Below are 21,080 nucleotides of genomic sequence, written 5' to 3' on the forward strand. Positions count from 1 at the left end.
GCGACGTGAAGGAGGTAGAACTGTGTCTCGTATAGGACGTTTACCTGTGGTTATTCCCTCTGGCGTGCAGGTGGGGGTGGATGGGCTGAGTGTGACCGTCAAAGGTCCCCGTGGAACACTTGCTCGCACCTTCGCGCCGGGTGTCCAGATTACGCTGGAAGGCAATCAGGTGCAGGTGACGCGCGAATCGGACGAGCCGCGCATCAAAGCCTTGCACGGCACCACCCGTGCACTCATCCAGAATATGGTGACCGGTGTGAGCACCGGCTTCACCAAGGTGCTGGAGATTGAAGGGGTGGGTTACCGCGCCAGCATGGAAGGTAAAAATCTGGTGTTGAATGTGGGGTATTCGCCCCCCGTCGTCGTTGAACCGCCTGCGGGCATCACCTTTGAGGTGGAAGAGCGCACCCGGCAAATTCGGGTCATCGGCGCCGATGCTGAACAGGTGGGACAGATAGCCGCGGATATCCGCAAGATCCGCCCGCCGGAACCCTACAAGGGCAAAGGCATCCACTATCTGGGTGAGAAGATTCGCCGCAAAGCCGGTAAATCGGGCAAGGGCGGTAAAGGTGGCAAGAAATAGCAGGTGAGATATGGCAAAACGAACTCGTGCTGAAGGACGTTTACATCGGCATCGCCGCGTGCGCATGAAAGTACAGGGCACGCCTGAGCGCCCTCGCCTCAGCGTCTATCGCAGTCTGGCGGAAATTTACGCTCAGGTGATTGATGACCAGGCTGGTCATACGCTGGCGGCCGCATCAAGCATTGATCATGAACTGCGCGAGAAAACCGCCGGTTTGAATAAGACCGAACAGGCAAAACTGGTTGGTAAACTGGTTGCCGAGCGCGCCCTTGCCAAGGGCATCAAGCAAGTTGTCTTTGACCGTGGCGGTTTCCGCTACATCGGTCGCGTCAAGGCTCTGGCAGATGCTGCCCGCGAAGCCGGTCTGGATTTCTAAGGAAGGAAGGTCCTGATCCATGATGGACATGATGGAATATCCAAGTATTGAAACCCAGTATGACGAGCGCGTGATTGAAATTGCGCGGGTTGCCAAAGTCGTCAAAGGTGGCCGCCGCTTTCAATTCCGTGTGACGGTTGTGGCTGGTGATAACAAAGGTCATGTGGGTTTAGGGGTTGGTAAAGCCAACGCTGTGCCGGATGCCATGCGCAAGGCCACGGAACGCGCCCGCAAGAACATGCGCAAGATCAGCATGTTTGGGACGACCATCCCGCATGAGGTGATCGGAAAAGTGGGCGGTTCGAAGGTTCTGCTCAAACCGGCTTCCCCCGGTACCGGCGTGATTGCCGCAGGTGGCGTGCGCGCTGTTCTGGAAGCCGCTGGCATCCGCGATATCCTCACCAAATCGCTGGGCAGTTCGAATGTGCTCAACGTGGTGCAGGCAACCTTTGAAGCCCTTGACCAGCTGAAATTCCCTGAAGAGGAAGCCGCTCATCGCGGTAAGGCTGTGGAAGAAATTTTGCCGTTCTGGGAGCGGAGGAAGAAACATGACTGAAGCGACCGAACCGAAAATGTTGAAAATTACGCTGGTCAAAAGCCCCATCGGTTACTCCGAGAGGCATAAAGCCACGGTGCGTGCTCTGGGCCTGCGCAAATTGCATCAGAGCGTTGTACACCCCGATTCCCCTTCCTTGCGGGGAATGCTTCTCAAAGTGAACCATCTGGTGAAAGTTGAGGAAGTGAAATGAAACTTCACGATCTTTTCCCGAACGAAGGTGCCAAGAAAAAGCACAAACGCAAGGGTATTGGTATCGCGGCTGGTCAGGGTAAAACCGCCGGTCGCGGTACCAAAGGCGAAGGGGCGCGCTCCGGTCAGGGTGGTAAACTCTACCGGCAGGGCGGTAACCTGCCCTTCTACCGCCGCTTACCCTTCATGCGTGGTGAAGGCTTTACTCCCCCCAATCAGGTGGAGTACAATGAAGTCAACGTCGAACAGTTGGAACGCTTCCCGGAAGGCACAGTTGTCACTCCGGAACTGCTAGCCCAGGCGGGCATGCTGCACAAAAACAGCAACCCGGTCGTGATCCTCGGTCGTGGTGAATTGACCCGCGCTTTGACTGTTCAGGCGCAACGTGTCACCAAAGGCGCGCGTGCAAAAATCGAAGCCGCCGGTGGTAAGGTGGAATTGATAGCCTAGTATCAGGAGACCTTTTATGAAACGGTCTGCTTGGCGTTACCTGTGGAAGTCGGTCGATATTCGTCAGAAACTGCTCATCACGTTTCTGCTGTTAGTGATCTACCGGCTGGCTGCCAACATCCCCGTTCCCGGGGTGAATACCGAGGTGATTCGCGGTTTACTGCAGGGGTCGGGTGGAGCCCAGTCTTTCCTGGGCTTACTCGACCTGCTCTCGGGCGGTACCATTTCCAACTTCTCCATCCTGGCGATGGGAGTGTACCCTTACATTACTGCTCAGATTATCCTGCAACTGCTGGTCCCCATCATCCCGGCATTGGAACAGCGGCTGAAAGATAACCCCCGCGAGGGGCAAATCTGGATGGAAAAGTGGACCATCATCCTGACCATCCCCATGGCGTTCCTCTCGGCCATTGGGCAGATTAACATCTTCGGCTCGCTGTTGCAGGGGGGGATTGCTGCCATCCTGCCCAATTACGGGTGGAGCGGCGCAAATCTTTTGCCTACCCTGACAGTGATTCTCACTATGATGGGTGGGACCATGTTCGGCATCTGGCTGGGCCAACTCATTTCAGAGTACGGTATCCCCAAGCAAGGCCTGTCGTTGATCATCTTTGCCGGTATCGTTGCGCGCATTCCTGCGAACTTACTCTCCATCTTGAGCGATCAGCAAAATGGTTGGTGGATGTTGCTGGTTATTCTGGCTATCCTGGTGCTGACCATTTTCGCCATCGTGTATGTTCAGCAGGGGCGCCGCAACGTACCGGTGGTATTCCCGGGGCGGCGCGTGGGCAATCGCATGTCCATGCCGGTGCATAGCAACCTGCCGCTGATGGTCAACATGGCGGGCATGATCCCGTTGATTTTTGCTCAGGCGATTTTGACTTTCCCCTCCATGCTGGCAAGTTACTTCATCCTGTCCAAAACGGAGTGGGTGGCAAATGCAGCCCGGGATATTCAGCGGTTGTTCAGTTCTCAAAGCGCTCTGTACATCATCATCTATTTCCTGATGGTGGTGCTGTTTACATTCTTCTACACCGATGTGCTGTTCCAGCAACAGAACTATGGTGAAAACCTGAAGAAACAGGGCGCGCAGATCCAAGGTGTGTTACGTGGTGAAGCCACTCAGAAGTACCTGAGTAAAGTTCAGCGTCGCATCACCCTTCCGGGGGCTCTCTTCCTCGGGCTGGTAGCCGTTCTGCCTTACATTGTGCATGCTCTCTTACCGGCAAATGCCGGGGCAGGGTTGCTGCTCATCTCGGCGGCGGGCTTGCTCATCGTGGTGGGTGTGGTGCGCGATACCTTCACCATCATTGATACCGAATTGAAACTGCACGGTTATCAGGAAAGCCTCATCAAAGGGTAGGGGCGTATGGCAACATACATTGTGCTGTTAGGACCTCCGGGTGCAGGAAAAGGAACGCAGGCAACTCAGATTGTACAAACCTTTGGGTTGGCCCATGTTTCTACCGGCGACCTGTTCCGCGAAAACCTGCGCAACCAGACCGAATTGGGGCAACTGGCGGCAAGTTACATGAATGCCGGCAAACTGGTCCCCGATGATGTCACCATCGCTATGGTCCGGGAGCGTATTACCCGTCCCGATTGTGCGCAGGGGGTGCTTTTCGATGGCTTCCCGCGTACAGTGGCTCAGGCAGATGCTTTATCTGCTATGCTGGCGGAACTTTCGGGGAAAGTGGACTGTGTTCCCTACATCTCCGTACCGGCTGAGGTGCTGGTGGAACGCCTGAGCGGGCGCATCAGTTGCCCAACTTGCGGGCGGGTTTACCATGTCACCAATAACCCTCCGAAACAGCCCGGTGTGTGTGATGCCGATGGTACGCCTCTGATTCAACGAGAAGACGATAAACCGGAAACCGTGCGAAAACGGATTGAAGAGTACCTTAAAAACACTGCGCCGTTGATTGATTACTATCGCGAGCGCCAGTTGCTGGTGGAAATTGATGGTACCCAGTCTATTGAAGTTGTAAGCCAACAAATTCTCAACGCCATCCGAAAGGTAAAAGCATCGTGAGCTGGGATCGTCAAATCACCATCAAGACCCCGCAGGAACTGGAAATCATGCGCGAGGCAGGAAAAATCAACGCCGAAGCGCTGGCGGCCGCCCGTGCCGCTATCCAGCCTGGCGCTACCACTGCCGACGTCAACGCAGCAGCGGAAGCCGTGCTGAAAAAGTATGGGGTATATTCGCCCTTCAAAAACTATCCGGGACCGTATCCCTATCCTGCCAGCACCTGTGTCAGCATCAACGATGAACTGGTGCATGGCATTCCCAGCAAGACCCGGAAGATCAAGGAAGGGGATATTGTCACGGTGGATTGCGGCACGGTGTACCGTGGCTTTGTGGCAGATGCTGCTTTCACGGTGGGCGTGGGGCAAATTTCTGAGGTGGCTCGCAAGTTGTTAGAGGTGACCGAAGGCGCGCTTTATGCGGGCATTCGGCAAATGAAGCCGGGCAATCGCGTGGGAGACATTTCGGCGGCTATTCAACATTATGTGGAAAGCCGTGGTTTTCATGTTACCCGCGAGTATACCGGTCATGGTGTGGGGCGGCGCATGCACGAAGGTCCGCAGGTACCCAATTACGGGGTTCCGGGACGTGGCTTACTGCTCCGACCGGGGTTGACCATTGCGCTGGAGCCGATGGTGCTGGTTGGAACCTGGCAGACCCGCGTTCTGGCGGATGAGTGGACGGTGGCTTCTGCAGATGGTTCGCTCACAGCCCACTTTGAACACACCATTGCAGTCACCGAAGATGGACCGGTAATCCTTACCCTGTTAGGGGAGGATGAGTCTGGACAAAAACGGGCAAGCGGCATATAATAACAACTTTGGTTTGCCTGTTGCGATTATGACGAAGGAGTAAGGAATCATGAGAGTTTCGCCATCCATCAAGAAACGCTGCGCGAAATGCAAAATCGTGAAACGCGGCGGACGGTTGTATGTCATTTGTGAAAATCCTAAGCACAAGCAGCGACAGGGGTAGTCAAGTATGGCACGTATTGAAGGTGTAGATCTTCCGCGCAATAAGCGGGTCGAGGTCGCTCTGACCTACATTTATGGTATCGGCCCCACGCGGGCACGCGAAACACTGGCGGCTACCAAAGTCAACCCCGATACCCGGGTGAAGGACCTGACTGAAGCCGAAGTAAACGCGCTGCGCGATTACATTGCCCGCAATTACACTGTGGAGGGTGACCTCCGCCGCGAAGTTCAGATGAGCATTAAGCGGCTGATCGAAATTGGGTGCTATCGTGGTTTGCGGCACCGCCGCAATCTGCCCGTGCGCGGACAGCGCACGCGCACCAATGCGCGCACCCGCAAAGGACCTCGCAAGACGGTTGCGGGTCGTGGTCGCCGCCGTGGCGCCAAGAAGTAATCTCTGGCACAGGATGGAGGACGGAGGTAGGGATCTTCCTCTCCCTCCGCGGCACTCCGTCCTCGCCTGTTTGTCAAAGAATCTTTTTGGCTGGAACCTGGATGTAACGTAAACAGGAAAGGGAGTATGGCACAAAACGTACGTTCTGCACGAAGAGGTGGCTCGGCAAAGAAAGTCAAGCGAACGTTGACTTCCGGGCAAATCCACATTTACGCCTCTTTCAACAATACCATTGTGACCGTCACGGACCAACAGGGGAACACCGTCTGCTGGGGGTCCTCCGGATCGGCTGGCTTCAAAGGGTCGCGCAAAAGCACGCCCTTTGCGGCGCGTCTGGCGGCAGAGCAGGCTGTGAAAGCCGCGATGGCTATGGGATTGCAAGAGGCTGATTTGATTGTCAAGGGGCCTGGCCCCGGTCGTGAGTCCGCCATCCGCGCTGTTCAGGCGATGGGTGTGCGTGTGCGCTCGATTGCTGATGTCACGCCGGTTCCGCACAACGGATGCCGGCCTCCGAAGAAACGCCGCGTCTAAAAGGGGAAGGTTGTATGGGTAAATATCTTGGGCCGGTTTGTAAACTTTGCCGGCGAGAAGGCGAAAAATTGTTCCTTAAAGGGGAACGCTGCTATAGCCCCAAATGCTCGTTTGAAAAGCGCGGTTTTGCTCCTGGTCAGCATGGCCGCACACAGCAGGGGCGTAGTGAACGCGAATCTGACTACGCGCGTCAGTTGCGCGCCAAACAGAAGGCTCGCCGGGTTTATGGCATTTTTGAGCGTCAGTTCCGCCGCTACTTCGGCCTGGCGCTTCGCAAGAAAGGTCTGACCGGTTTGAACCTGTTGCAAACCCTGGAAATGCGCCTGGATAATGTGGTTTTCCGCATGGGCTTTGCTTCCAGCCGCGCGCAGGCGCGTCAACTGGTCAACCATGGGCATATTCAGGTCAACAACCACCGCGCAGATATTCCCTCCATGCTGGTCAAGCCGGGGGATATCATCTCCGTCAAGGAAAGCGCCCGCAGTCTGACCTATTGGAAAGACCTGCTGGATGTGGTTGATCGACGCACCTGCCCGATGTGGATTGACCGCGATACCAAGAATCTTTCCGGCCGAATTCTGCGACTGCCGGAACGGTCTGAAATTGACGGCAACCTCAACGAACAGTTGATCGTTGAGTACTACTCTCGCTAAGGCTCGATGAAGTCCGGGGCGAAAAGTTACGCCGGGAAGGGGTGAAACGTGGCTGCTCTAACAAATATGGTAACGCCAAAAGTCGAGCGAGAAGCAGAGGCTCGCAATTATGGAAAATTCATCATTGGGCCACTGGAAGGCGGTTACGGGGTGACTCTGGGCAACGCCCTGCGGCGTGTTCTGCTCTCCTCTCTGGAAGGCGCCGCGGTGACCTCTATCCGCATCTCCGATGTCCTGCATGAGTTCAGCGATATCCCTGGGGTGCGTGAAGACGTGATTCAGGTGATGTTGAATATCAAACAACTGCGCCTGATTCTGCATGACGTGGAAACTACTCACATGCACCTGGAAGTGCGCGGAGAAGGCACGGTCACTGCCGCAGATATCCAAGCGCCGGCCGAGGTGGAAATTGTCAACCCTGAACTCGAACTGTTCACAGTGGATGACCCAAACACTCGCCTGGAGATCGATTTTACGGTCAGCCGCGGGCGGGGCTACTCGCCGGCTTCGGAGCGAAGCGGTCGCCTACCTATTGGCGAACTGCCCGTGGACGCCATCTTCAGCCCGGTGAAACGTGTCAACTGGTCGGTCACTGCCGCGCGTGTTGGACAAAGCACCAACTATGACCGTCTGATTCTGGAAATCTGGACCGACGGTACCATCACACCAGAAAACGCGCTGAGCACTTCGGCAAAGATTCTCATTGACCATCTCCGCTACATCACCGGCGTTAGCGCCGAGAGTTTGGCGGTGACGGTGGAGAAGGAAGTTGCCGGTGGGCGTTTGACCAGTGAGGCGGCGGAGACACCCATCGAGAATCTGGATCTCTCGGTGCGGGTCTTCAACTCCCTCAAACGCACGGGTATCACCACTGTGGGCGATGTGCTGGAGTTGCTGGAAAAAGGAGAGGACGCTGTGATGTCCATCCGCAACTTTGGCGAAAAGAGCCTGGATGAATTACGACAGAAGATGCGGGAAAAAGGTTTCCTGCGCGATGAAAAAACTGTGGAGTGAGCGAATATGCGACATGCTGTAGCCGGTTACAAACTTGGACGTTCAAAAGGACAGCGCAACAGCCTGCGGCGTACGCTCATCAATCAGCTGTTTACTCACGAGCGTATTCGCACCACCCGCGCTAAGGCACTTGCCATTCGTGGGGATGCTGAGCGATTGATTACGCTGGCGCGCAATAGCAGCAAAGGCACCGATATTGACAAGGTGAATGCTCGCCGTCGCGCCGCTGCTCGCCTGGGCAACCCGGCGACCGTGCGCAAGCTGTTTGATGACATTGCCCCGCGTTATGCCAATCGCAATGGCGGGTATACCCGTATTGTGAAATTGGGTCCGCGCCTGGGCGATGCCGCCGAAATGGTTCTGATTGAACTGGTAGAAGGATAAACACCATCCGGTTCAATGCCGGTGTGGTATGGCACGTTACAAAGTGATTCTTGCCTACGACGGCACGCACTTTCAGGGGTTTCAGCGACAGGCTGGCGCCCGTACGGTGCAGGCAGAGGTAGAAAAGGCATTGCGTTCGCTGGGATGGGGAGAAGAATCCCTCCTCTCCAGCGGACGGACAGATACCGGAGTGCATGCTAGCGGACAGGTGATTGCCTTTGATCTCGATTGGCGGCACTCTCTGGAAGCCCTGCGCAATGCTCTGAATGCCCGTCTTCCTGAAGATGTGGCAGCAAAGCAGGTGGAAGAAGTGCCGGGTGATTTTCATCCGCGCTTCAATGCCATTGAGAGGGCATACCTCTACCGCATCATCGTTGCAGAAACTCGCGACCCTTTGCGGGAACGCTATGCGTGGCGCCTCTGGCCCCCACTGGAAGCCCCTGAAGCCCTGCAGAGCGCCGCGCAAGCCCTTTGTGGCACCCACGATTTTTCCGCTTTTGGCACTCCTCCCGTTGAAGGGGGGAGCACCCTCCGGCACATTTACCAGGCGGAGTGGCGGGAAAACGGGGACGAATGGCTCTTTGAGGTGCGCGGAAATGCCTTCCTGTACCACATGGTGCGTCGCATGGTGTGGGCGCAGGTGCAGGTTGGACTGAACCGGTTGAGTCTGGCGGACTTTCTGGAAGCCGTTCAACAGGCTCGACCGTTACCGCCCGGCTTGGCACCCGCTCATGGGTTGGTGTTGACCGGGGTGCGTTATGCCGAAAACAGGCAGGAAGCAAAAAACTGGATGAGATCCTTGCTGTAAGGTGAGACAATGGCAGTGGAAAAAACTTTTGTGTTGAAAGGAAAACCCGAATCGCAATGGCTCCTGGTGGATGCCACCGGTAAGGGCTTGGGGCGATTGGCTACGCAAATTGCCCACTATCTGATGGGCAAACATAAGCCAACCTATACCCCTGGCGTGGACATGGGCGATTATGTGGTCGTGATCAACGCTTTGCAACTGGATATTCCCAAAGAGCGCTTGACCACCAAGATTTACTATCGCCATTCCAATTATCCGGGTGGGTTGAAGGCGATCAGTCTGCGCGATCAGTTGCAGAAACACCCCGAGCGGGTGATTCGCGCGGCGGTATGGGGTATGCTCCCGCACAACAAACTGGGGCGTCGCCTGATCGAAAAACTCAAGGTGTACCCTGGCAGTGAGCACCCGCACGCTGCTCAAAAGCCGACCCCGGTTGCGTAGGAGAGTGGAGGAATTATGTCCGTTCAGTATTATGAAGGTGTTGGGCGTCGCAAAGAAGCCACCGCGCGTGTGCGCGTGATGAGCGGTAACGGCAAATTCATCGTCAACGACAAACCCGCCGAGGATTATTTCACCCGTCTGGGCGATCTGGAAGCCATCCTGGCGCCTTTGGCAGCGGCTGGTGAAGATCGCTCCCGCCTCGATATCACCGTCCAGGTGAAGGGTGGGGGTGTGACTGGCCAGACCGATGCGGTGAAACTGGGCATGGCGCGTGCGTTGGTGAAGATGAACGCCGATCTGGTTGCCGTGATGCGCAAGTACGGCTTCCTGACCCGGGATGCTCGCGTCAAGGAACGCAAGAAACCCGGTCTCAAGCGCGCTCGCAAGGCTCCTACCTACACCAAGCGTTAAATCGGTTTCATCGGGAATCGAAAACCGCCAGTTCTCTGGAATTGGCGGTTTTTATGTTTTGCGGGGTATGTGGGCGAAAATGCTCTGTTGCAATCATGGTTGAAATGTGGTAAACATACGGTATGACCACACGAGAAAGCAGATACGTCCGAGTGGCGAGGATCGCCTACCGGCTTGCCAAACAAGCATTACCGATGTATTCACATGCCAAGAGTCCCCATCACTTCACGTTGCCGCAGTTGGGGGCCTGTGTTTTGTTGATGTTCTACCTGAATCTCAGCTATCGCGACATGGAAGAATGGCTGCTGGCAAGCGATGCGGTTGGTAAGGAGCTGGAATTACCGCGTGTTCCCGATCATACGACCCTGCAACGTACCTACGCCAAGATACGCAAAGCGGATTGGATGCGCATGAACGAGACCTTGCTCGAGGAAATCGGACGGCCTGAAGAAGAAGGGGTGGCTGCCGATAGTACCGGCTTCTCACCCGGCCCGGCCAGTTCTTACTACCAAAGCCGTTCGGGAAAAGCCTATCGCCACTGGGCGAAGGGCGTTTATGCCGTTGGAATTGTCTCGCAATTCATCCTTGCGATGCAATCCGGCTGGGGTCCAGGTAGCGATGCCCCTTATCTGGGCTATCTGCGCCGCAAAGCCAGGCGGTTTGCCAAACGTCGGGCTTGGGTCTTGCTGGCCGATTCAGGGTTCGATGGTCGGACTGTCCGGCCTCAAGACTTGATTCCACCCGTTCGGCGAGGTGGAAATTTGCTGGCCCCTGAACGACGAGCAAGAAGCGAGCTTGTCTCTGCGGCTCGCCTGGATGGTCTCTATGGTCAACGCTGGAAGACCGAAACCGTGAATTCGGTCATCAAGCGCAAATTCGGGCAAGCCATCCGCTCGCGGAAACGCAGCCTGCAAAACCGAGAACCGATTATCAAAGGACTGGTCTACAACATACACCGCTAGGTGTATCTCTTCCTAACCTATCTTTGCAACAGAGCAGGGCGAAAAAGTTATTCCAGGGTTTCCGAATGCAGGCGTTTCCACCCTTTTTCGGGGTCGTTGGGCGTGTAATTGCCTTCCCGCAAACGCTGGGCTACCCTTAACAGCACCTGCTGAATTTCTTCGGCAATTTCACGGGCAATGTTGTCCTCCAAAGCGTTGCAGGAGACAATTTCAAGAGGGTCGGCAAACCTCACTACCACGCGATCCCCCAGTGATTCCACGGAGATGTTGCAGGGTAGCATCAGTCCAATGCGGGGATCGTGCTGTAAAGCACGGTGAACAATGGGAGGGTTGTACGCGCCTAGAATCGAGTAAGGGCGAAAATCCACATTCATTTTCTTTTTCAGTGTGGCTGAGACGTCAATGTGGGTAACTACCCCAAACCCTTCCTCTTTGAGAACTCTGGAAACGATCTCCAGAGCCTGGGGATAAGAAAGGAAAAGCACCACTTCAAAAGGATTTTCCGGGGTCATGCCACCTTTTCCATCTGGTAAAATGTCCTTGCTAATTTTACTCGATTTCCGGTAATGGTGAGATTGGAGGTCAAAAACGACATGTTTGAACAGGGAATTACCATCCTGGGGCTTGGTCCCGGTGCACCAGAAATGTTAACGCTACAAGCCTGGCGTCATTTGCAGTCCATTCCTGAAATCTACCTGCGCACCCGTGCACACCCGGTGGTAGCAGGTTTTCCTTCAACCTTACAGGTACATTCCTTTGATGAAGTTTACGAACAGAGCAATAACTTTAGCGAGGTGTATCGGACGATTGTGGAGCGCGTCCTTGAAGAGGCACAAAGGAATGGCACAGTGACTTACGCTGTTCCAGGGCATCCCTTTGTGGCAGAAGCCACTGTGCCGGAAATCGTCCGCCGGGCGAGAGAGTTGCACATCCCCGTTCGGGTAATTGAGGGGGTTAGTTTCCTTGAACCGGTGTTTACCGCTCTGGAAATTGACCCGTTTCCGCGTGCAGTTCTGGTGGATGCGCTGGAATTGGGCGCATTACACGTCCCAAACTTTCCCACGGATGTGCCTGCTCTCATTGCCCAGATTTACAGTCGTCAGATTGCTTCTGAAGTCAAACTGACCCTCAATGCCTTCTACCCGGATGAGTTTCGCGTCCGCCTGGTGCATGCTGCAGGTACGCCCCAGCAAAAAGTGGAAGACCTCGCCCTGTATGAGATTGACCGCAGTCCCCATATCGGGTTACTCACCGCGCTTTACCTTCCCCCTCTGGATGAAGCCACTTCCATGGAAGCCTTTCTTGAGATTGTAGCCCATCTGCGGGCTCCGGATGGCTGTCCCTGGGACCGCGAGCAGACCCTGCAAAGTTTAGGCCCCATGCTCCTGGAAGAAACCTATGAAGTCCTGGAGGCGTTGGATCAGGAACATGTGGAGAATTTGCAGGAAGAATTAGGGGATGTGCTTTTACTGATTTCCATGCTCAGTCAGATTGCCAGCGAAGAGGGATATTTTGCTTTCCCCCAGGTAGTACAGGGGATTCACCGCAAAATTGTTCGCCGGCATCCTCATGTCTTTGGGGATGTGGACCTTAAGGATTCGCGCGGGGTTTTGCGAAATTGGGAAAAACTTAAAGAAGCCGAGAGAAAAGAAAATGGTACTGCGGAGCAAAAGGGGATTCTGGACGGTGTCTCGAAGGCTTTGCCATCGCTGGTCCGTGCGCAGGAATATCAGAGCCGTGCGGCACATGTGGGCTTTGATTGGAGCGATATTCAGGGAGTGAGGGAAAAAGTTATGGAAGAATGGGAAGAGCTCCGTCAGGCAAATTCCCCTGAAGAAATTGAAAAAGAAGTGGGCGATTTATTGTTTGCTGTCGTGAATCTTTCTCGTTGGTACAAGGTAGATGCAGAAACAGCCCTGCGGAAAGCCAATGAGCGTTTTATGGCGCGTTTCAAGCATATCGAACAGGAAGCGCGGGTGATGGGGAAACCACTGGCAGACCTTACTATGGACGAAATGGAGAACCTCTGGCAGCAAGCCAAACGTCGGGGAAAATAAACTTGAGGGGAGTAAAGGGTCTCTCAGAGAGAACTTTCCGGTTCTCTCTGATTTTTTAAATAAAATTCAACATGAAAATTAATAAAATCAAAAAAAATATTGACAAAAATAAAAATTGATGTATGATTATTAAAGAATATTAAAAAGGAGTTCATCATGAGTGCTTTTGAACAGCGCTTCACCTTTCCGGAAAATGGTTGGTTGGTGCTTCAAAGCCTGGGTGATGTCCTGATTCAGGGAGTAAAACAGCCGGATGTGCTTTTACGCATCCCTGAAGAGGGCATGGCTCAGGTTCAATCTCAGACAGACAGGCTCTTCATTTCCGCTCAATCGGATGTAGAAATATTTGTGCCTGAGCAGGCAAAAATTCGCCTTGAAGGCGTAACCGGCGATGCTTCGGTGGTGGGGGTTCTGGGATATATGGAGATTGCCCGGGTGAATGGGGATTTAGCCATGCGCTCTTGCGATAAAGTGGATATAGGTGTTGTCAATGGAGATGTGGAGTTGCTCCAGGTGGCAGGTCCGATCGTTCTTCGGCGGGCGGGGGGTGATTTGTTTGTGGAAAGCCGTAACCGGGTCGTTGCTGAGCAAGTCGGCGGTGATGTGACGATCCGTGCGGATGGCCTGGTGCGAGCTAAAGCCGGCGGAGATTTGAATATCCAACTGATTTCTGTCAATGTAGAAGAGGTTCATGCTCGCTGTGGGGGTGATTTGTTGATTACTGCGCCATCTGGCCTGGGTGCCCAACTGGATGTCAACAGCGGAGGATTTTCTATAACCCTACGCTTGCCTGATCAGACTCTGAACCTTGACCAGCCACATTACAGCACTACCCTGGGAAATGGAAAAACTCTGTTGCGCCTGGTTGCGGGTGGGGATGTTTCTGTTCAACTAGGCGATTCTATCCTGCAAGAGCAAAAAGTTCCCCGTAAGTCCTTTACCGCAGATTTTGTCGGAGGAATAGAAATACCAGACCTTTCCCCTTTTGTAGAGGATAAAATTCGCCAGAAAATGGAGCATGCGACGCGGAAAGCCGAAGAACGTGCCCGTCGTGCTGAGGAACGGGTGCGTCGTGCTATGGAGCGGGTGGAGCAGGCACAGCGGCAAGTCCATCGCAGGAATAGATGGTTTGGATTCTGGTATGAAGCCGGGAAAAATCCTGAGGATCCAGCCGTTCCGAAGCCGCCCGAAGTCCCCAAGGCTCCAGAAGCACCCGAAACCTTTGGCACTTCGTTTTCGCAGGTGACCAATGAGGAACGCTTACTGGTTCTGAAAATGCTTCAGGAGCATAAAATTACGGTGGAAGAGGCAGAGCAATTACTCGCCGTGCTGGATGGCGATTTGGATGTGGAATAGCCTCCCCCATCTTTTAGCACAATCTCCCCGCTAATTCAGGCGGGGAGATTGTTATAATCAACCCATGCGCATCAAGAAGGGTAAATTCTTTTTTCTGGGGATTGCTCTGCTTCTGGGGGTGTTTCTCTGGGTATCTTTTCCTGCTCCCGTGCAACAATTGGCTGTTCCTCTCAAGGAATGGGGGCATTCCTTTACCGAGGCACGCTTTTACATTCCCCAGTGGGGCTGGACAGGACGTTCAGTTAAATTGCGCGTAGTCCTGCAACAGGATGGGAGAGAAAAGCGTGTTGTTCGTGCCAGGATGGAAACTTCGCCAGAAGTCTCAGGCGGTGGTGAAGTCTCGCAGGTGGTACAAGGGGGAAAGTCGGTACAATTTTCCTGGCAACTGACCAGTATGACACAGGGACGTAAAACCTGGCGGATTTGGTTATGGTCAGATGAACCTTCCGGGGAAGAGAGGCTGTTACTGGTACGTGAAGGTGAGTTGCTTCTCTTAGGTTTTTCTGGAATTACTGTGTCCTGGCTTCAAGGAATAATTCTCTTGGCGATGATTTTGTTTATCCTTCTTTGGGTGATGGGGCAAAATCGCCAGACTCGTTCGTCAAGTGATTTGGTGAATTGTGATAAAATAAACAAGAATTGAATATGCTGAACACGGGATGGGGTCACTGCGTGGCAGGAAATCCCGAAAATTTTTCTCATTCGAGGAGTCTCCATGTTGACTGCGTGGCTGTATATTGGCATCTTCCTTGTTGTTGCGGTGCTCTTGCCAGCGGTGGCAATTGGACTGGCGGGCATTCTGGCACCTAAAAAACCCAATCCGATTAAAACCTCTGTGTACGAATGTGGTATCGAAGTCGCCGGGCCAGCGCGTGTTCAGATTAAAGCACAGTACTACATTTATGCTCTGGTGTTTCTGGTATTCGATGTAGAAATGGTTTTGCTGTTCCCCTGGGCAGTTGCATTCAAGCAACTGCCTCTTTTTGCGGTATTTGAGGGAATCCTTTTCCTGCTGATTTTGCTGGGCGGTTTGCTCTATGCCTGGCGAAAAGGCGCGCTGGAATGGTTTTAATTGGAGAGGTGTATGAGCAACTGGCTTGAAAACCCAATCCAATGGATTGCTGAATGGCTGCGCTCTGTGCTGATTGGGTGGGGCATTCTGCCCTCTGTTGTAGATGTAATTTTGATGTTCCTGGGTGCTGCCATTCTGGCTACGGTGGCTTTGCTCTGGGTGCTCTTCCTCATCTGGTTTGAGCGCAAACTCATTGGGCGCATCCAGGACCGCTTTGGACCGAATCGGGTGGGCCCCTGGGGAATTTTTCAATCCATTGCCGACATGATTAAGATTTTCACCAAAGAGTACATTACTCCCCAGGGTGCTGATAAGGTCATCTACAATCTGGCGCCGATTGTGGCAGTGGCTTCGGTGTTGCTCATCTGGGCAATTTTGCCCTTCACGATGAGCATCATGGGGGTCAACTTGAACGTGGGAGTGGTGTATGTGATTGCTGTGGGTGGCTTTGGGGTGCTTGCCATTCTCATGGCGGGGTATGCCTCGAACAACAAGTATGCCTTTCTGGGAGCGTCCCGCTCAGTGGCTCAACTGATTTCCTACGAAGTCCCTATGGTGGTTTCTCTGCTTATTCCCGTCCTTCTGGCGGGTTCGATGGGACTGAATGACATTGTGAAAGCCCAGTCGGTGCCGTATCTGGTAGCGGCTCCCATTGCCGCGCTGGTGTTCTTTGTTACTTCAATGGCAGAAACCGGTAGAGCACCTTTCGACCTGGTGGAAGCCGAGTCTGAACTGGTGGCAGGGTATAACACCGAGTACTCCGGGTTGAAGTTTGGTATGTTCTTTGTGGGGGAATTTCTGCACTCCTTTACCGCCGCGCTATTATTTGCTGTCCTGTTCCTTGGCGGGTGGCGTGGTCCCTTTGTGGATCAGGTGCCGTTGCTGGGGCTGGTATATCTCTTTATAAAGACCTTTGTGATGTATTACCTGATCATTCTGGTACGGGGGTCTCTGCCACGCTTCCGCATTGACCAGATGATGGACCTGAACTGGAAGGTGTTGACCCCGCTTTCTATCTTGTCTTTCCTGGTTACGGCAATCGTGGCAAAAGTGCTGGAAGGGCAATTCTTGTTCCAGGTGGTAGGCTTGCTGGTCGTCAATTTGCTGCTTCTTTTCCTGTTCATGGAATGGGGAGAGCGCCGTACCAAACGCCGCCGTCGTCCGATGGTGAGCGAACCGCGTCCGCTGGCTACGCCTGTGGCTTCTGATGAGACTTCAGCGGCTCAATCCTGAAACGGGAGTGATTCATGAGCGCTTTACAAATCGTCTTCTTGTTGATTGCTCTGCTGACGTTATTCTCGGCTTCAATGGTTGTCTTTGCTCGTAAGACCATCCATTCGGCTTTCTGGTTGATTCTGGCGTTGTTTGGTGTAGCCGCAACTTTTGCCACGCTGGAGGCTTCTTTCTTTGCCGTCATTCAGGTGGCGGTGTATATCGGCGCCATTGCCATTCTCATCATTTTTGCAGTGATGCTCACCCGCCGTTCCATGGAGGAAACCGGCGATCAACTGCTCCCCGGTTGGGGTTGGGCGGCACTGGTGGTGCTAATTGCCTTTGGGGGGATAATTTATTTGCTGTTGCAGTGGCAGGGAGTGTTTCAGGCTCCGCAGGTGCTGACAGCCGGCGGAGAAAATCTGGAAGCGTTGGGAATCGCCTTGGTCATGCCCGACCGCTATGTCATTCCGTTTGAGGTGGCGTCGGTTTTGCTGGTTGCCGCGATGATCGGCGCAATTTATGTCGCGGGTGACCTCAAGAAACGTTCCTGAGGAGGACATGTGATTCCACTGGCTTGGTACTTAATCTTTTCTGCGGGCTTGTTCTCCATTGGCTTGCTGGGAGTGTTGGTGCGTAAAAATGCCGTGTCCATTTTAATGGGCGTGGAATTGATGCTGAATGCCGTCAATGTTAACCTGCTGGCGTTCTGGCGTTACTTGTGGGCGCCTGAAGTGGATGCGCAGGTCTTTGTGGCAATCGTTTTGATTGCTGCTGCGGCAGAAGCAGTGGTGGGGTTAGCCCTGATTATCTCGGCTTATCGCCGCCGTCAGACTGTTGTGGTTGATGAAATGAATCTTCTTAAAGGGTAGGAGGGGTACACCGCATGACTTCTGAAGTGCTTCTCTGGTTAATTCCATTCCCTCCATTGCTGGCTTTTGGTGTCATTGCTCTGTTTACCCATCGCAAACGGGCGCTCAGCCATTCTCTGGCAATTGCTTCAGCGGCGCTCTCATGGCTGTTGGCGATGGTGGTGTTCTTTCGCGCTGTAAGCCAGCCTCATCTCAGTGAAGAACCATTTGCCTCTACATGGAACTGGTTGCCCTTGGGTGGTGATTGGCTGAAGATTGGGGTGTTGATGGACCCGGTGGGTGCAGTGACCCTGTTCTTTGTGGCTTGGACCATCTTAATGATTTTTATCTACAGTGTGGGTTACCACAATTTTGGTCAGCCGGAAGGTGATCACGACCGCCCTGGTCTTCCTCCCCATGGAGCGACTGTGCGCGATGCCCATGGACACACTCATCGTGTGCCTTCGGTTGAGCCCATGTATTCGCGGTTCTTTGCGCTGATCAGCCTGTTTGCCTTTGCCATGTTCCTGCTGGTGGTCACCGATAATTTGCTGACCCTGTACATTGGCTGGGAAATCATGGGCTTTTGTTCCTACATGCTGATTGGTTTCTGGTATGGCAAGGAATCGGCGCGTAAAGCTGCCATTAAGGCTTTCCTGACCACCCGGGTGGGTGATGTGTTCATGCTGTTGGGTATTGTGGGTGTGTACACGGCAACGGGAAGTCTGAATTACCGCGAAGCCCTGATGAATCCGAATGTGCTTCAGGTACTGGCGCAAACACCTTCCGGGGTGCTGGATCTCTCAGTTGCCGGGCTTTTGGGATTGCTGTTATTCATCGGTACGGTAGGCAAGAGTGCGCAGTTCCCCTTGCATGTCTGGTTGCCCGATGCGATGGAAGGTCCCACGCCGGTTTCGGCAATGATTCATGCCGCTACAATGGTCTCGGCTGGTGTGTACCTGACCGTGCGTATCTACCCACTGCTTTCGGCGGGTTGGGAAGGCGGGGTACTCACGCCGGCGATGTCAGTAGTGGCGTTTATTGGCGCTTTCACTGCTCTCTTTGCCGCTACGATTGCGCTGGCGCAAAATGACATTAAACGGGTACTGGCATATTCCACCATCTCGCAGTTGGGCTATATGATTGCCGCGGTGGGCATTGGCGCGTATGTGGCGGCAGTGTTCCATCTGGTCACCCACGCCTTCTTCAAGGCATTGCTTTTCCTCGGCTCCGGTTCGGTGATTCACGGCATGGAGCATGGGGTTCTGCATACCGATGAGAAAATTGATCCGCAGGACATGTTCAACATGGGCGGATTGAAAGCCAAAATGCCGGTGACCTTCTGGACATTCCTCATCGGCGGGTTGGCGCTTTCCGGTTTCCCGGTTTTGACTGCTGGGTTCTGGTCGAAGGATGAGATTCTCACAGGAGCGTTTGCCGGTCAGCACTGGTGGGTGTTTGGCACGCTGGCGTTTGCTGCGTTCCTCACGGCTTTCTATACCATGCGTCAGATTACCTTGATCTTTCTGGGAACACCGCGCACGCATGCTGCCGAGCATGCTGTGGAGAGCCGCGTTGTGATGACGGCTCCACTGGTGGTACTTTCGATTTTTGCGGTTGCTTTTGGGTGGAGCGGCATCCCCGAAAAGTTCCCTCTGCTGGGAGGGCTCATTCCCAACTGGTTTGGTGAGTTTGTCGGCAGTATGCTTCACGGTGAAGGGGAACATGCTGTAGAGAGTTTGCTCCCTTTGTTAACCTCGCTGGTGGTTTCGCTGGGTGGTTTGACCCTGGGATGGCTGGTGTACCGCAACGTTCGCGCAGGTGAGCCTGATCCACTCCAGAAACCGCTGGGGGCGCTTTACCGCGTGTTCAAGTACAAGTACGGCATTGACGAACTTTATGATGCTGTGTTTGTGCGTCCTTCGGTTTGGCTTGCGGAGGTATTCACCTACCGCTTCCTCGACAAGATGGTGCTGGATGGCATCATTGAAGGCGTTGCCCGTGGAACGTGGAATCTTGGTGTGGCTCTGCGCCGCTACTTCGACCTTGCGGTTATCAACTGGTTTGGGGATGCTGTCGTTAGCGGTGGCACGCGCAAGAGCGGCGAGACGTTGCGTCCCATTCAGAGCGGGCGTGTCCAGCAGTATCTGATGGTGACGCTGATCGGGACGATTTTGCTGGGTATTGTCCTGTACCTGATGTTTGTCGGGTAGCGTGGCAGAAGAACGAGGCTCGATTCAGGAGGTCTCCACAACATGGATTTTCTCGGTAATCATCTGCTTTCCCTGATTTTGTTCATCCCAACCGGTGCGGCGCTTTTGCTTTTACTCATCCCCCGCGATCGGTTGACGCTCATCCGCTGGTTCAGCCTGGTTGCCAGTCTCATTCCGTTGATCCTCTCGGTTATCCTATGGTTCAGGTTTGATCCGCAGGGGGCAAAGTTCCAGTTTGTTGAAGAAGCGGTGTGGTATCCCGCCATTCATTCTTCGTACCATGTGGGCATCGACGGCATTGCCCTCACCATGGTTTTGCTTACCACCCTGCTGACGCCGCTGGCTATTCTGGCATCTTTCAGCATTCAGGACAATGTACGCACGTACATGGTGCTGTTCCTGTTGCTGGAGACGGGCATGCTGGGCGTGTTTTTAGCCCTGGATTTGCTTCTCTTCTTTGTCTTCTGGGAAGTGGGACTGGTGCCCATGTACTTCCTGATTGCTCAGTGGGGCGGTGCCAATCGCAATTATGCTTCGCTAAAGTTCATCCTCTACACCATGGCAGGGTCGCTGGGCTTACTGCTGGCAATTCAGTTGATTGGGGTGGTGACTCAAACTTATGATATTACCCGATTGATTGAACTCTGGCCCTCGCTGGATTTGCCTGGCGGAGTGCTGTTAGGCTTGCCTCTCTCGACGGTCAAAGCCGTGGCGTTTTGGGCTTTTGTGGTAGCGTTTGCTATCAAAGTCCCCGTTTGGCCCTTCCACACCTGGCTTCCCGATGCTCACACCGAAGCGCCTACGGCTGGCTCGATGATTCTGGCTGGGGTGCTTCTGAAATTGGGAGCCTTTGGTTTCATTCGCCTGGTTTTGCCGCTTTACCCAGCCGAGTCCCGACAGTATGCCTTATGGCTTGCCGGATTGGCTACGTTAGCCATTATCTTTGGCGCGCTCGGCGCGTTTGGGCAGAATGATTTCAAACGCCTGGTGGCGTATTCCTCTATCAATCATATGGGATTTGTGGTGCTGGGGGTAGCAGCCATGGCGATTGCGCCCGGTACGCTGGACGCTAATATTGCCATGAACGGCGCGGTGTTGCAGATGTTCAATCACGGACTGTATTCAGCGGGCATGTTCTTCCTGGTTGGTGTGATTTACGAACGTGCGCATACCCGCGATTTGAACGCCTTTGGTGGCTTGTATGCTCTCTTACCGGTGTACGGCTCGGTGTTGATTTTCACTTCCATGGCTTCGCTTGGGTTGCCGGGATTGAACGGGTTTGTCTCAGAGTTTATGGTGGTGCGCGGAGCCTGGGGCGTGCTGACCGTCTTTACCGCGCTTTCCATGATTGGTTTATTCTTCACCGGCGCGTACACCCTCAAAGCGCTCTGGAAGGTATTGCATGGACCTCTCAATGAGCACTGGAAGGGGCATGTAAGCGAGATGAACGTTCGTGAAATGCTGGTCATTGCGCCGTTGATGGCGCTGATTCTGGTCATTGGGGTCATGCCCGGCTGGATTGTAGACGTCATCAACCGGGCAGTCAGATTGTGGTTCTAAG

28 protein-coding genes are annotated in these 21,080 nt (G+C 54.0%); 27 read left to right on the forward strand and 1 reads right to left on the reverse strand.

Translation table 11 applies throughout. From position 1 onward, the window contains the following. Positions 1-22: 22 nt before the first annotated feature. The 18 genes from rplF (at position 23) to ANT_RS05170 (ending at position 10,758) form a co-directional block, all read left to right on the forward strand. On the forward strand, positions 23-583 hold the full coding sequence (gene rplF, locus ANT_RS05090) for a 50S ribosomal protein L6 (protein ID WP_013559444.1): 561 nt from the start codon (positions 23-25) through the stop codon (positions 581-583). A 10-nt stretch (positions 584-593) separates the two neighbouring features. Then, positions 594-959, forward strand: coding sequence for a 50S ribosomal protein L18 (gene rplR / locus ANT_RS05095; RefSeq protein WP_013559445.1), 366 nt, complete (start codon positions 594-596; stop codon positions 957-959). Between the two features lie 19 nt (positions 960-978). Further along, on the forward strand, positions 979-1,515 hold the full coding sequence (gene rpsE, locus ANT_RS05100) for a 30S ribosomal protein S5 (protein WP_013559446.1): 537 nt from the start codon (positions 979-981) through the stop codon (positions 1,513-1,515). After that, entirely contained in the window at positions 1,508-1,708 is a 201-nt protein-coding gene (gene rpmD / locus ANT_RS05105; RefSeq protein ID WP_013559447.1) for a 50S ribosomal protein L30, read from the forward strand. The genes rpsE and rpmD overlap by 8 nt, the downstream gene beginning before the upstream one ends. Continuing rightward, the gene (gene rplO, locus ANT_RS05110; RefSeq protein ID WP_013559448.1) at positions 1,705-2,157 is read left to right on the forward strand and encodes a 50S ribosomal protein L15; all 453 of its coding nucleotides are present in this window, start codon (positions 1,705-1,707) and stop codon (positions 2,155-2,157) included. Before rpmD ends, rplO begins: the two co-directional genes overlap by 4 nt. 16 nt (positions 2,158-2,173) lie before the next feature. Next, entirely contained in the window at positions 2,174-3,520 is a 1,347-nt protein-coding gene (gene secY / locus ANT_RS05115) for a preprotein translocase subunit SecY (protein ID WP_013559449.1), read from the forward strand. 6 nt (positions 3,521-3,526) lie between these two features. After that, positions 3,527-4,189 carry an adenylate kinase gene (locus ANT_RS05120; protein ID WP_013559450.1) on the forward strand — a complete coding sequence of 221 codons (663 nt, stop codon included), beginning with the start codon at positions 3,527-3,529 and terminating at the stop codon, positions 4,187-4,189. Next, positions 4,186-4,998 (forward strand): type I methionyl aminopeptidase, encoded by an 813-nt coding sequence (gene map / locus ANT_RS05125; RefSeq protein ID WP_013559451.1) that lies wholly within the window; start codon positions 4,186-4,188, stop codon positions 4,996-4,998. Before ANT_RS05120 ends, map begins: the two co-directional genes overlap by 4 nt. A gap of 49 nt (positions 4,999-5,047) precedes the next feature. Then, complete coding sequence (gene rpmJ, locus ANT_RS16960) at positions 5,048-5,161, forward strand: 50S ribosomal protein L36 (protein ID WP_013559452.1); 114 nt, start codon at positions 5,048-5,050, stop codon at positions 5,159-5,161. A 6-nt stretch (positions 5,162-5,167) separates the two neighbouring features. Continuing rightward, entirely contained in the window at positions 5,168-5,554 is a 387-nt protein-coding gene (gene rpsM, locus ANT_RS05130) for a 30S ribosomal protein S13 (protein ID WP_013559453.1), read from the forward strand. 126 nt (positions 5,555-5,680) lie between these two features. After that, positions 5,681-6,085 (forward strand): 30S ribosomal protein S11, encoded by a 405-nt coding sequence (rpsK, locus tag ANT_RS05135; protein ID WP_013559454.1) that lies wholly within the window; start codon positions 5,681-5,683, stop codon positions 6,083-6,085. Positions 6,086-6,099: 14 nt separating this feature from the next. After that, positions 6,100-6,738 carry a 30S ribosomal protein S4 gene (rpsD, locus tag ANT_RS05140; RefSeq protein WP_013559455.1) on the forward strand — a complete coding sequence of 213 codons (639 nt, stop codon included), beginning with the start codon at positions 6,100-6,102 and terminating at the stop codon, positions 6,736-6,738. Positions 6,739-6,786: 48 nt separating this feature from the next. After that, positions 6,787-7,752 carry a DNA-directed RNA polymerase subunit alpha gene (locus ANT_RS05145; RefSeq protein ID WP_013559456.1) on the forward strand — a complete coding sequence of 322 codons (966 nt, stop codon included), beginning with the start codon at positions 6,787-6,789 and terminating at the stop codon, positions 7,750-7,752. A gap of 6 nt (positions 7,753-7,758) precedes the next feature. Further along, positions 7,759-8,136: a 50S ribosomal protein L17 gene (gene rplQ / locus ANT_RS05150; protein WP_013559457.1), complete on the forward strand. Its 378-nt coding sequence runs from the start codon at positions 7,759-7,761 to the stop codon at positions 8,134-8,136. 28 nt (positions 8,137-8,164) lie between these two features. After that, entirely contained in the window at positions 8,165-8,944 is a 780-nt protein-coding gene (truA, locus tag ANT_RS05155; RefSeq protein WP_013559458.1) for a tRNA pseudouridine(38-40) synthase TruA, read from the forward strand. Positions 8,945-8,953: 9 nt separating this feature from the next. Next, complete coding sequence (rplM, locus tag ANT_RS05160) at positions 8,954-9,385, forward strand: 50S ribosomal protein L13 (protein WP_013559459.1); 432 nt, start codon at positions 8,954-8,956, stop codon at positions 9,383-9,385. A 12-nt stretch (positions 9,386-9,397) separates the two neighbouring features. Beyond that, positions 9,398-9,796, forward strand: coding sequence for a 30S ribosomal protein S9 (gene rpsI / locus ANT_RS05165; protein WP_041454680.1), 399 nt, complete (start codon positions 9,398-9,400; stop codon positions 9,794-9,796). A gap of 152 nt (positions 9,797-9,948) precedes the next feature. Next, the gene (locus tag ANT_RS05170) at positions 9,949-10,758 is read left to right on the forward strand and encodes a transposase (protein ID WP_172634560.1); all 810 of its coding nucleotides are present in this window, start codon (positions 9,949-9,951) and stop codon (positions 10,756-10,758) included. A gap of 47 nt (positions 10,759-10,805) precedes the next feature. On the opposite strand, the gene ANT_RS05175 is transcribed toward ANT_RS05170, so the two are convergent. Further along, complete coding sequence (locus ANT_RS05175; RefSeq protein WP_013559461.1) at positions 10,806-11,270, reverse strand: DUF302 domain-containing protein; 465 nt, start codon at positions 11,268-11,270, stop codon at positions 10,806-10,808. 81 nt (positions 11,271-11,351) lie between these two features. On the opposite strand from ANT_RS05175, the gene yabN reads away from it, so the two are divergent. From yabN to ANT_RS05220, 9 genes are all read left to right on the forward strand, one after another. Further along, positions 11,352-12,815, forward strand: a complete 1,464-nt coding sequence (gene yabN / locus ANT_RS05180; RefSeq protein WP_013559462.1) for a bifunctional methyltransferase/pyrophosphohydrolase YabN — start codon at positions 11,352-11,354, stop codon at positions 12,813-12,815. A 156-nt stretch (positions 12,816-12,971) separates the two neighbouring features. Then, positions 12,972-14,171, forward strand: coding sequence for a DUF4097 family beta strand repeat-containing protein (locus ANT_RS05185; RefSeq protein ID WP_013559463.1), 1,200 nt, complete (start codon positions 12,972-12,974; stop codon positions 14,169-14,171). Positions 14,172-14,235: 64 nt separating this feature from the next. Next, positions 14,236-14,814 (forward strand): hypothetical protein, encoded by a 579-nt coding sequence (locus ANT_RS05190; protein WP_013559464.1) that lies wholly within the window; start codon positions 14,236-14,238, stop codon positions 14,812-14,814. A gap of 72 nt (positions 14,815-14,886) precedes the next feature. Then, entirely contained in the window at positions 14,887-15,243 is a 357-nt protein-coding gene (locus ANT_RS05195) for an NADH-quinone oxidoreductase subunit A (RefSeq protein ID WP_013559465.1), read from the forward strand. Between the two features lie 12 nt (positions 15,244-15,255). Further along, on the forward strand, positions 15,256-16,476 hold the full coding sequence (gene nuoH / locus ANT_RS05200; protein ID WP_013559466.1) for an NADH-quinone oxidoreductase subunit NuoH: 1,221 nt from the start codon (positions 15,256-15,258) through the stop codon (positions 16,474-16,476). Between the two features lie 14 nt (positions 16,477-16,490). After that, positions 16,491-17,009: an NADH-quinone oxidoreductase subunit J family protein gene (locus ANT_RS05205; protein WP_013559467.1), complete on the forward strand. Its 519-nt coding sequence runs from the start codon at positions 16,491-16,493 to the stop codon at positions 17,007-17,009. A 9-nt stretch (positions 17,010-17,018) separates the two neighbouring features. Continuing rightward, on the forward strand, positions 17,019-17,327 hold the full coding sequence (nuoK, locus tag ANT_RS05210; RefSeq protein ID WP_013559468.1) for an NADH-quinone oxidoreductase subunit NuoK: 309 nt from the start codon (positions 17,019-17,021) through the stop codon (positions 17,325-17,327). A 14-nt stretch (positions 17,328-17,341) separates the two neighbouring features. Further along, the gene (nuoL, locus tag ANT_RS05215) at positions 17,342-19,519 is read left to right on the forward strand and encodes an NADH-quinone oxidoreductase subunit L (RefSeq protein ID WP_013559469.1); all 2,178 of its coding nucleotides are present in this window, start codon (positions 17,342-17,344) and stop codon (positions 19,517-19,519) included. Positions 19,520-19,561: 42 nt separating this feature from the next. Further along, a complete protein-coding gene (locus ANT_RS05220) occupies positions 19,562-21,079 on the forward strand; it encodes a complex I subunit 4 family protein (protein ID WP_013559470.1) in 1,518 nt (505 codons plus the stop codon). The last annotated feature ends 1 nt before the right edge of the window (position 21,080 follow it).

The organism is Anaerolinea thermophila UNI-1 (assembly GCF_000199675.1).
GTDB lineage: Bacteria > Chloroflexota > Anaerolineae > Anaerolineales > Anaerolineaceae > Anaerolinea > Anaerolinea thermophila.

Coding starts and splice junctions, on each gene's coding strand:
- rplR (WP_013559445.1), top strand. CDS start 594: ATGGCAAAACGAACTCGTGCTGAAGGACGTTTACATCGGCATCGCCGC.
- rpsE (WP_013559446.1), top strand. CDS start 979: ATGATGGACATGATGGAATATCCAAGTATTGAAACCCAGTATGACGAG.
- rpmD (WP_013559447.1), top strand. CDS start 1,508: ATGACTGAAGCGACCGAACCGAAAATGTTGAAAATTACGCTGGTCAAA.
- rplO (WP_013559448.1), top strand. CDS start 1,705: ATGAAACTTCACGATCTTTTCCCGAACGAAGGTGCCAAGAAAAAGCAC.
- secY (WP_013559449.1), top strand. CDS start 2,174: ATGAAACGGTCTGCTTGGCGTTACCTGTGGAAGTCGGTCGATATTCGT.
- ANT_RS05120 (WP_013559450.1), top strand. CDS start 3,527: ATGGCAACATACATTGTGCTGTTAGGACCTCCGGGTGCAGGAAAAGGA.
- rpmJ (WP_013559452.1), top strand. CDS start 5,048: ATGAGAGTTTCGCCATCCATCAAGAAACGCTGCGCGAAATGCAAAATC.
- rpsM (WP_013559453.1), top strand. CDS start 5,168: ATGGCACGTATTGAAGGTGTAGATCTTCCGCGCAATAAGCGGGTCGAG.
- rpsK (WP_013559454.1), top strand. CDS start 5,681: ATGGCACAAAACGTACGTTCTGCACGAAGAGGTGGCTCGGCAAAGAAA.
- rpsD (WP_013559455.1), top strand. CDS start 6,100: ATGGGTAAATATCTTGGGCCGGTTTGTAAACTTTGCCGGCGAGAAGGC.
- rplQ (WP_013559457.1), top strand. CDS start 7,759: ATGCGACATGCTGTAGCCGGTTACAAACTTGGACGTTCAAAAGGACAG.
- truA (WP_013559458.1), top strand. CDS start 8,165: ATGGCACGTTACAAAGTGATTCTTGCCTACGACGGCACGCACTTTCAG.
- rplM (WP_013559459.1), top strand. CDS start 8,954: ATGGCAGTGGAAAAAACTTTTGTGTTGAAAGGAAAACCCGAATCGCAA.
- ANT_RS05175 (WP_013559461.1), bottom strand. CDS start 11,270: ATGACCCCGGAAAATCCTTTTGAAGTGGTGCTTTTCCTTTCTTATCCC.
- yabN (WP_013559462.1), top strand. CDS start 11,352: ATGTTTGAACAGGGAATTACCATCCTGGGGCTTGGTCCCGGTGCACCA.
- ANT_RS05185 (WP_013559463.1), top strand. CDS start 12,972: ATGAGTGCTTTTGAACAGCGCTTCACCTTTCCGGAAAATGGTTGGTTG.
- ANT_RS05190 (WP_013559464.1), top strand. CDS start 14,236: ATGCGCATCAAGAAGGGTAAATTCTTTTTTCTGGGGATTGCTCTGCTT.
- ANT_RS05195 (WP_013559465.1), top strand. CDS start 14,887: ATGTTGACTGCGTGGCTGTATATTGGCATCTTCCTTGTTGTTGCGGTG.
- nuoH (WP_013559466.1), top strand. CDS start 15,256: ATGAGCAACTGGCTTGAAAACCCAATCCAATGGATTGCTGAATGGCTG.
- ANT_RS05205 (WP_013559467.1), top strand. CDS start 16,491: ATGAGCGCTTTACAAATCGTCTTCTTGTTGATTGCTCTGCTGACGTTA.
- nuoL (WP_013559469.1), top strand. CDS start 17,342: ATGACTTCTGAAGTGCTTCTCTGGTTAATTCCATTCCCTCCATTGCTG.
- ANT_RS05220 (WP_013559470.1), top strand. CDS start 19,562: ATGGATTTTCTCGGTAATCATCTGCTTTCCCTGATTTTGTTCATCCCA.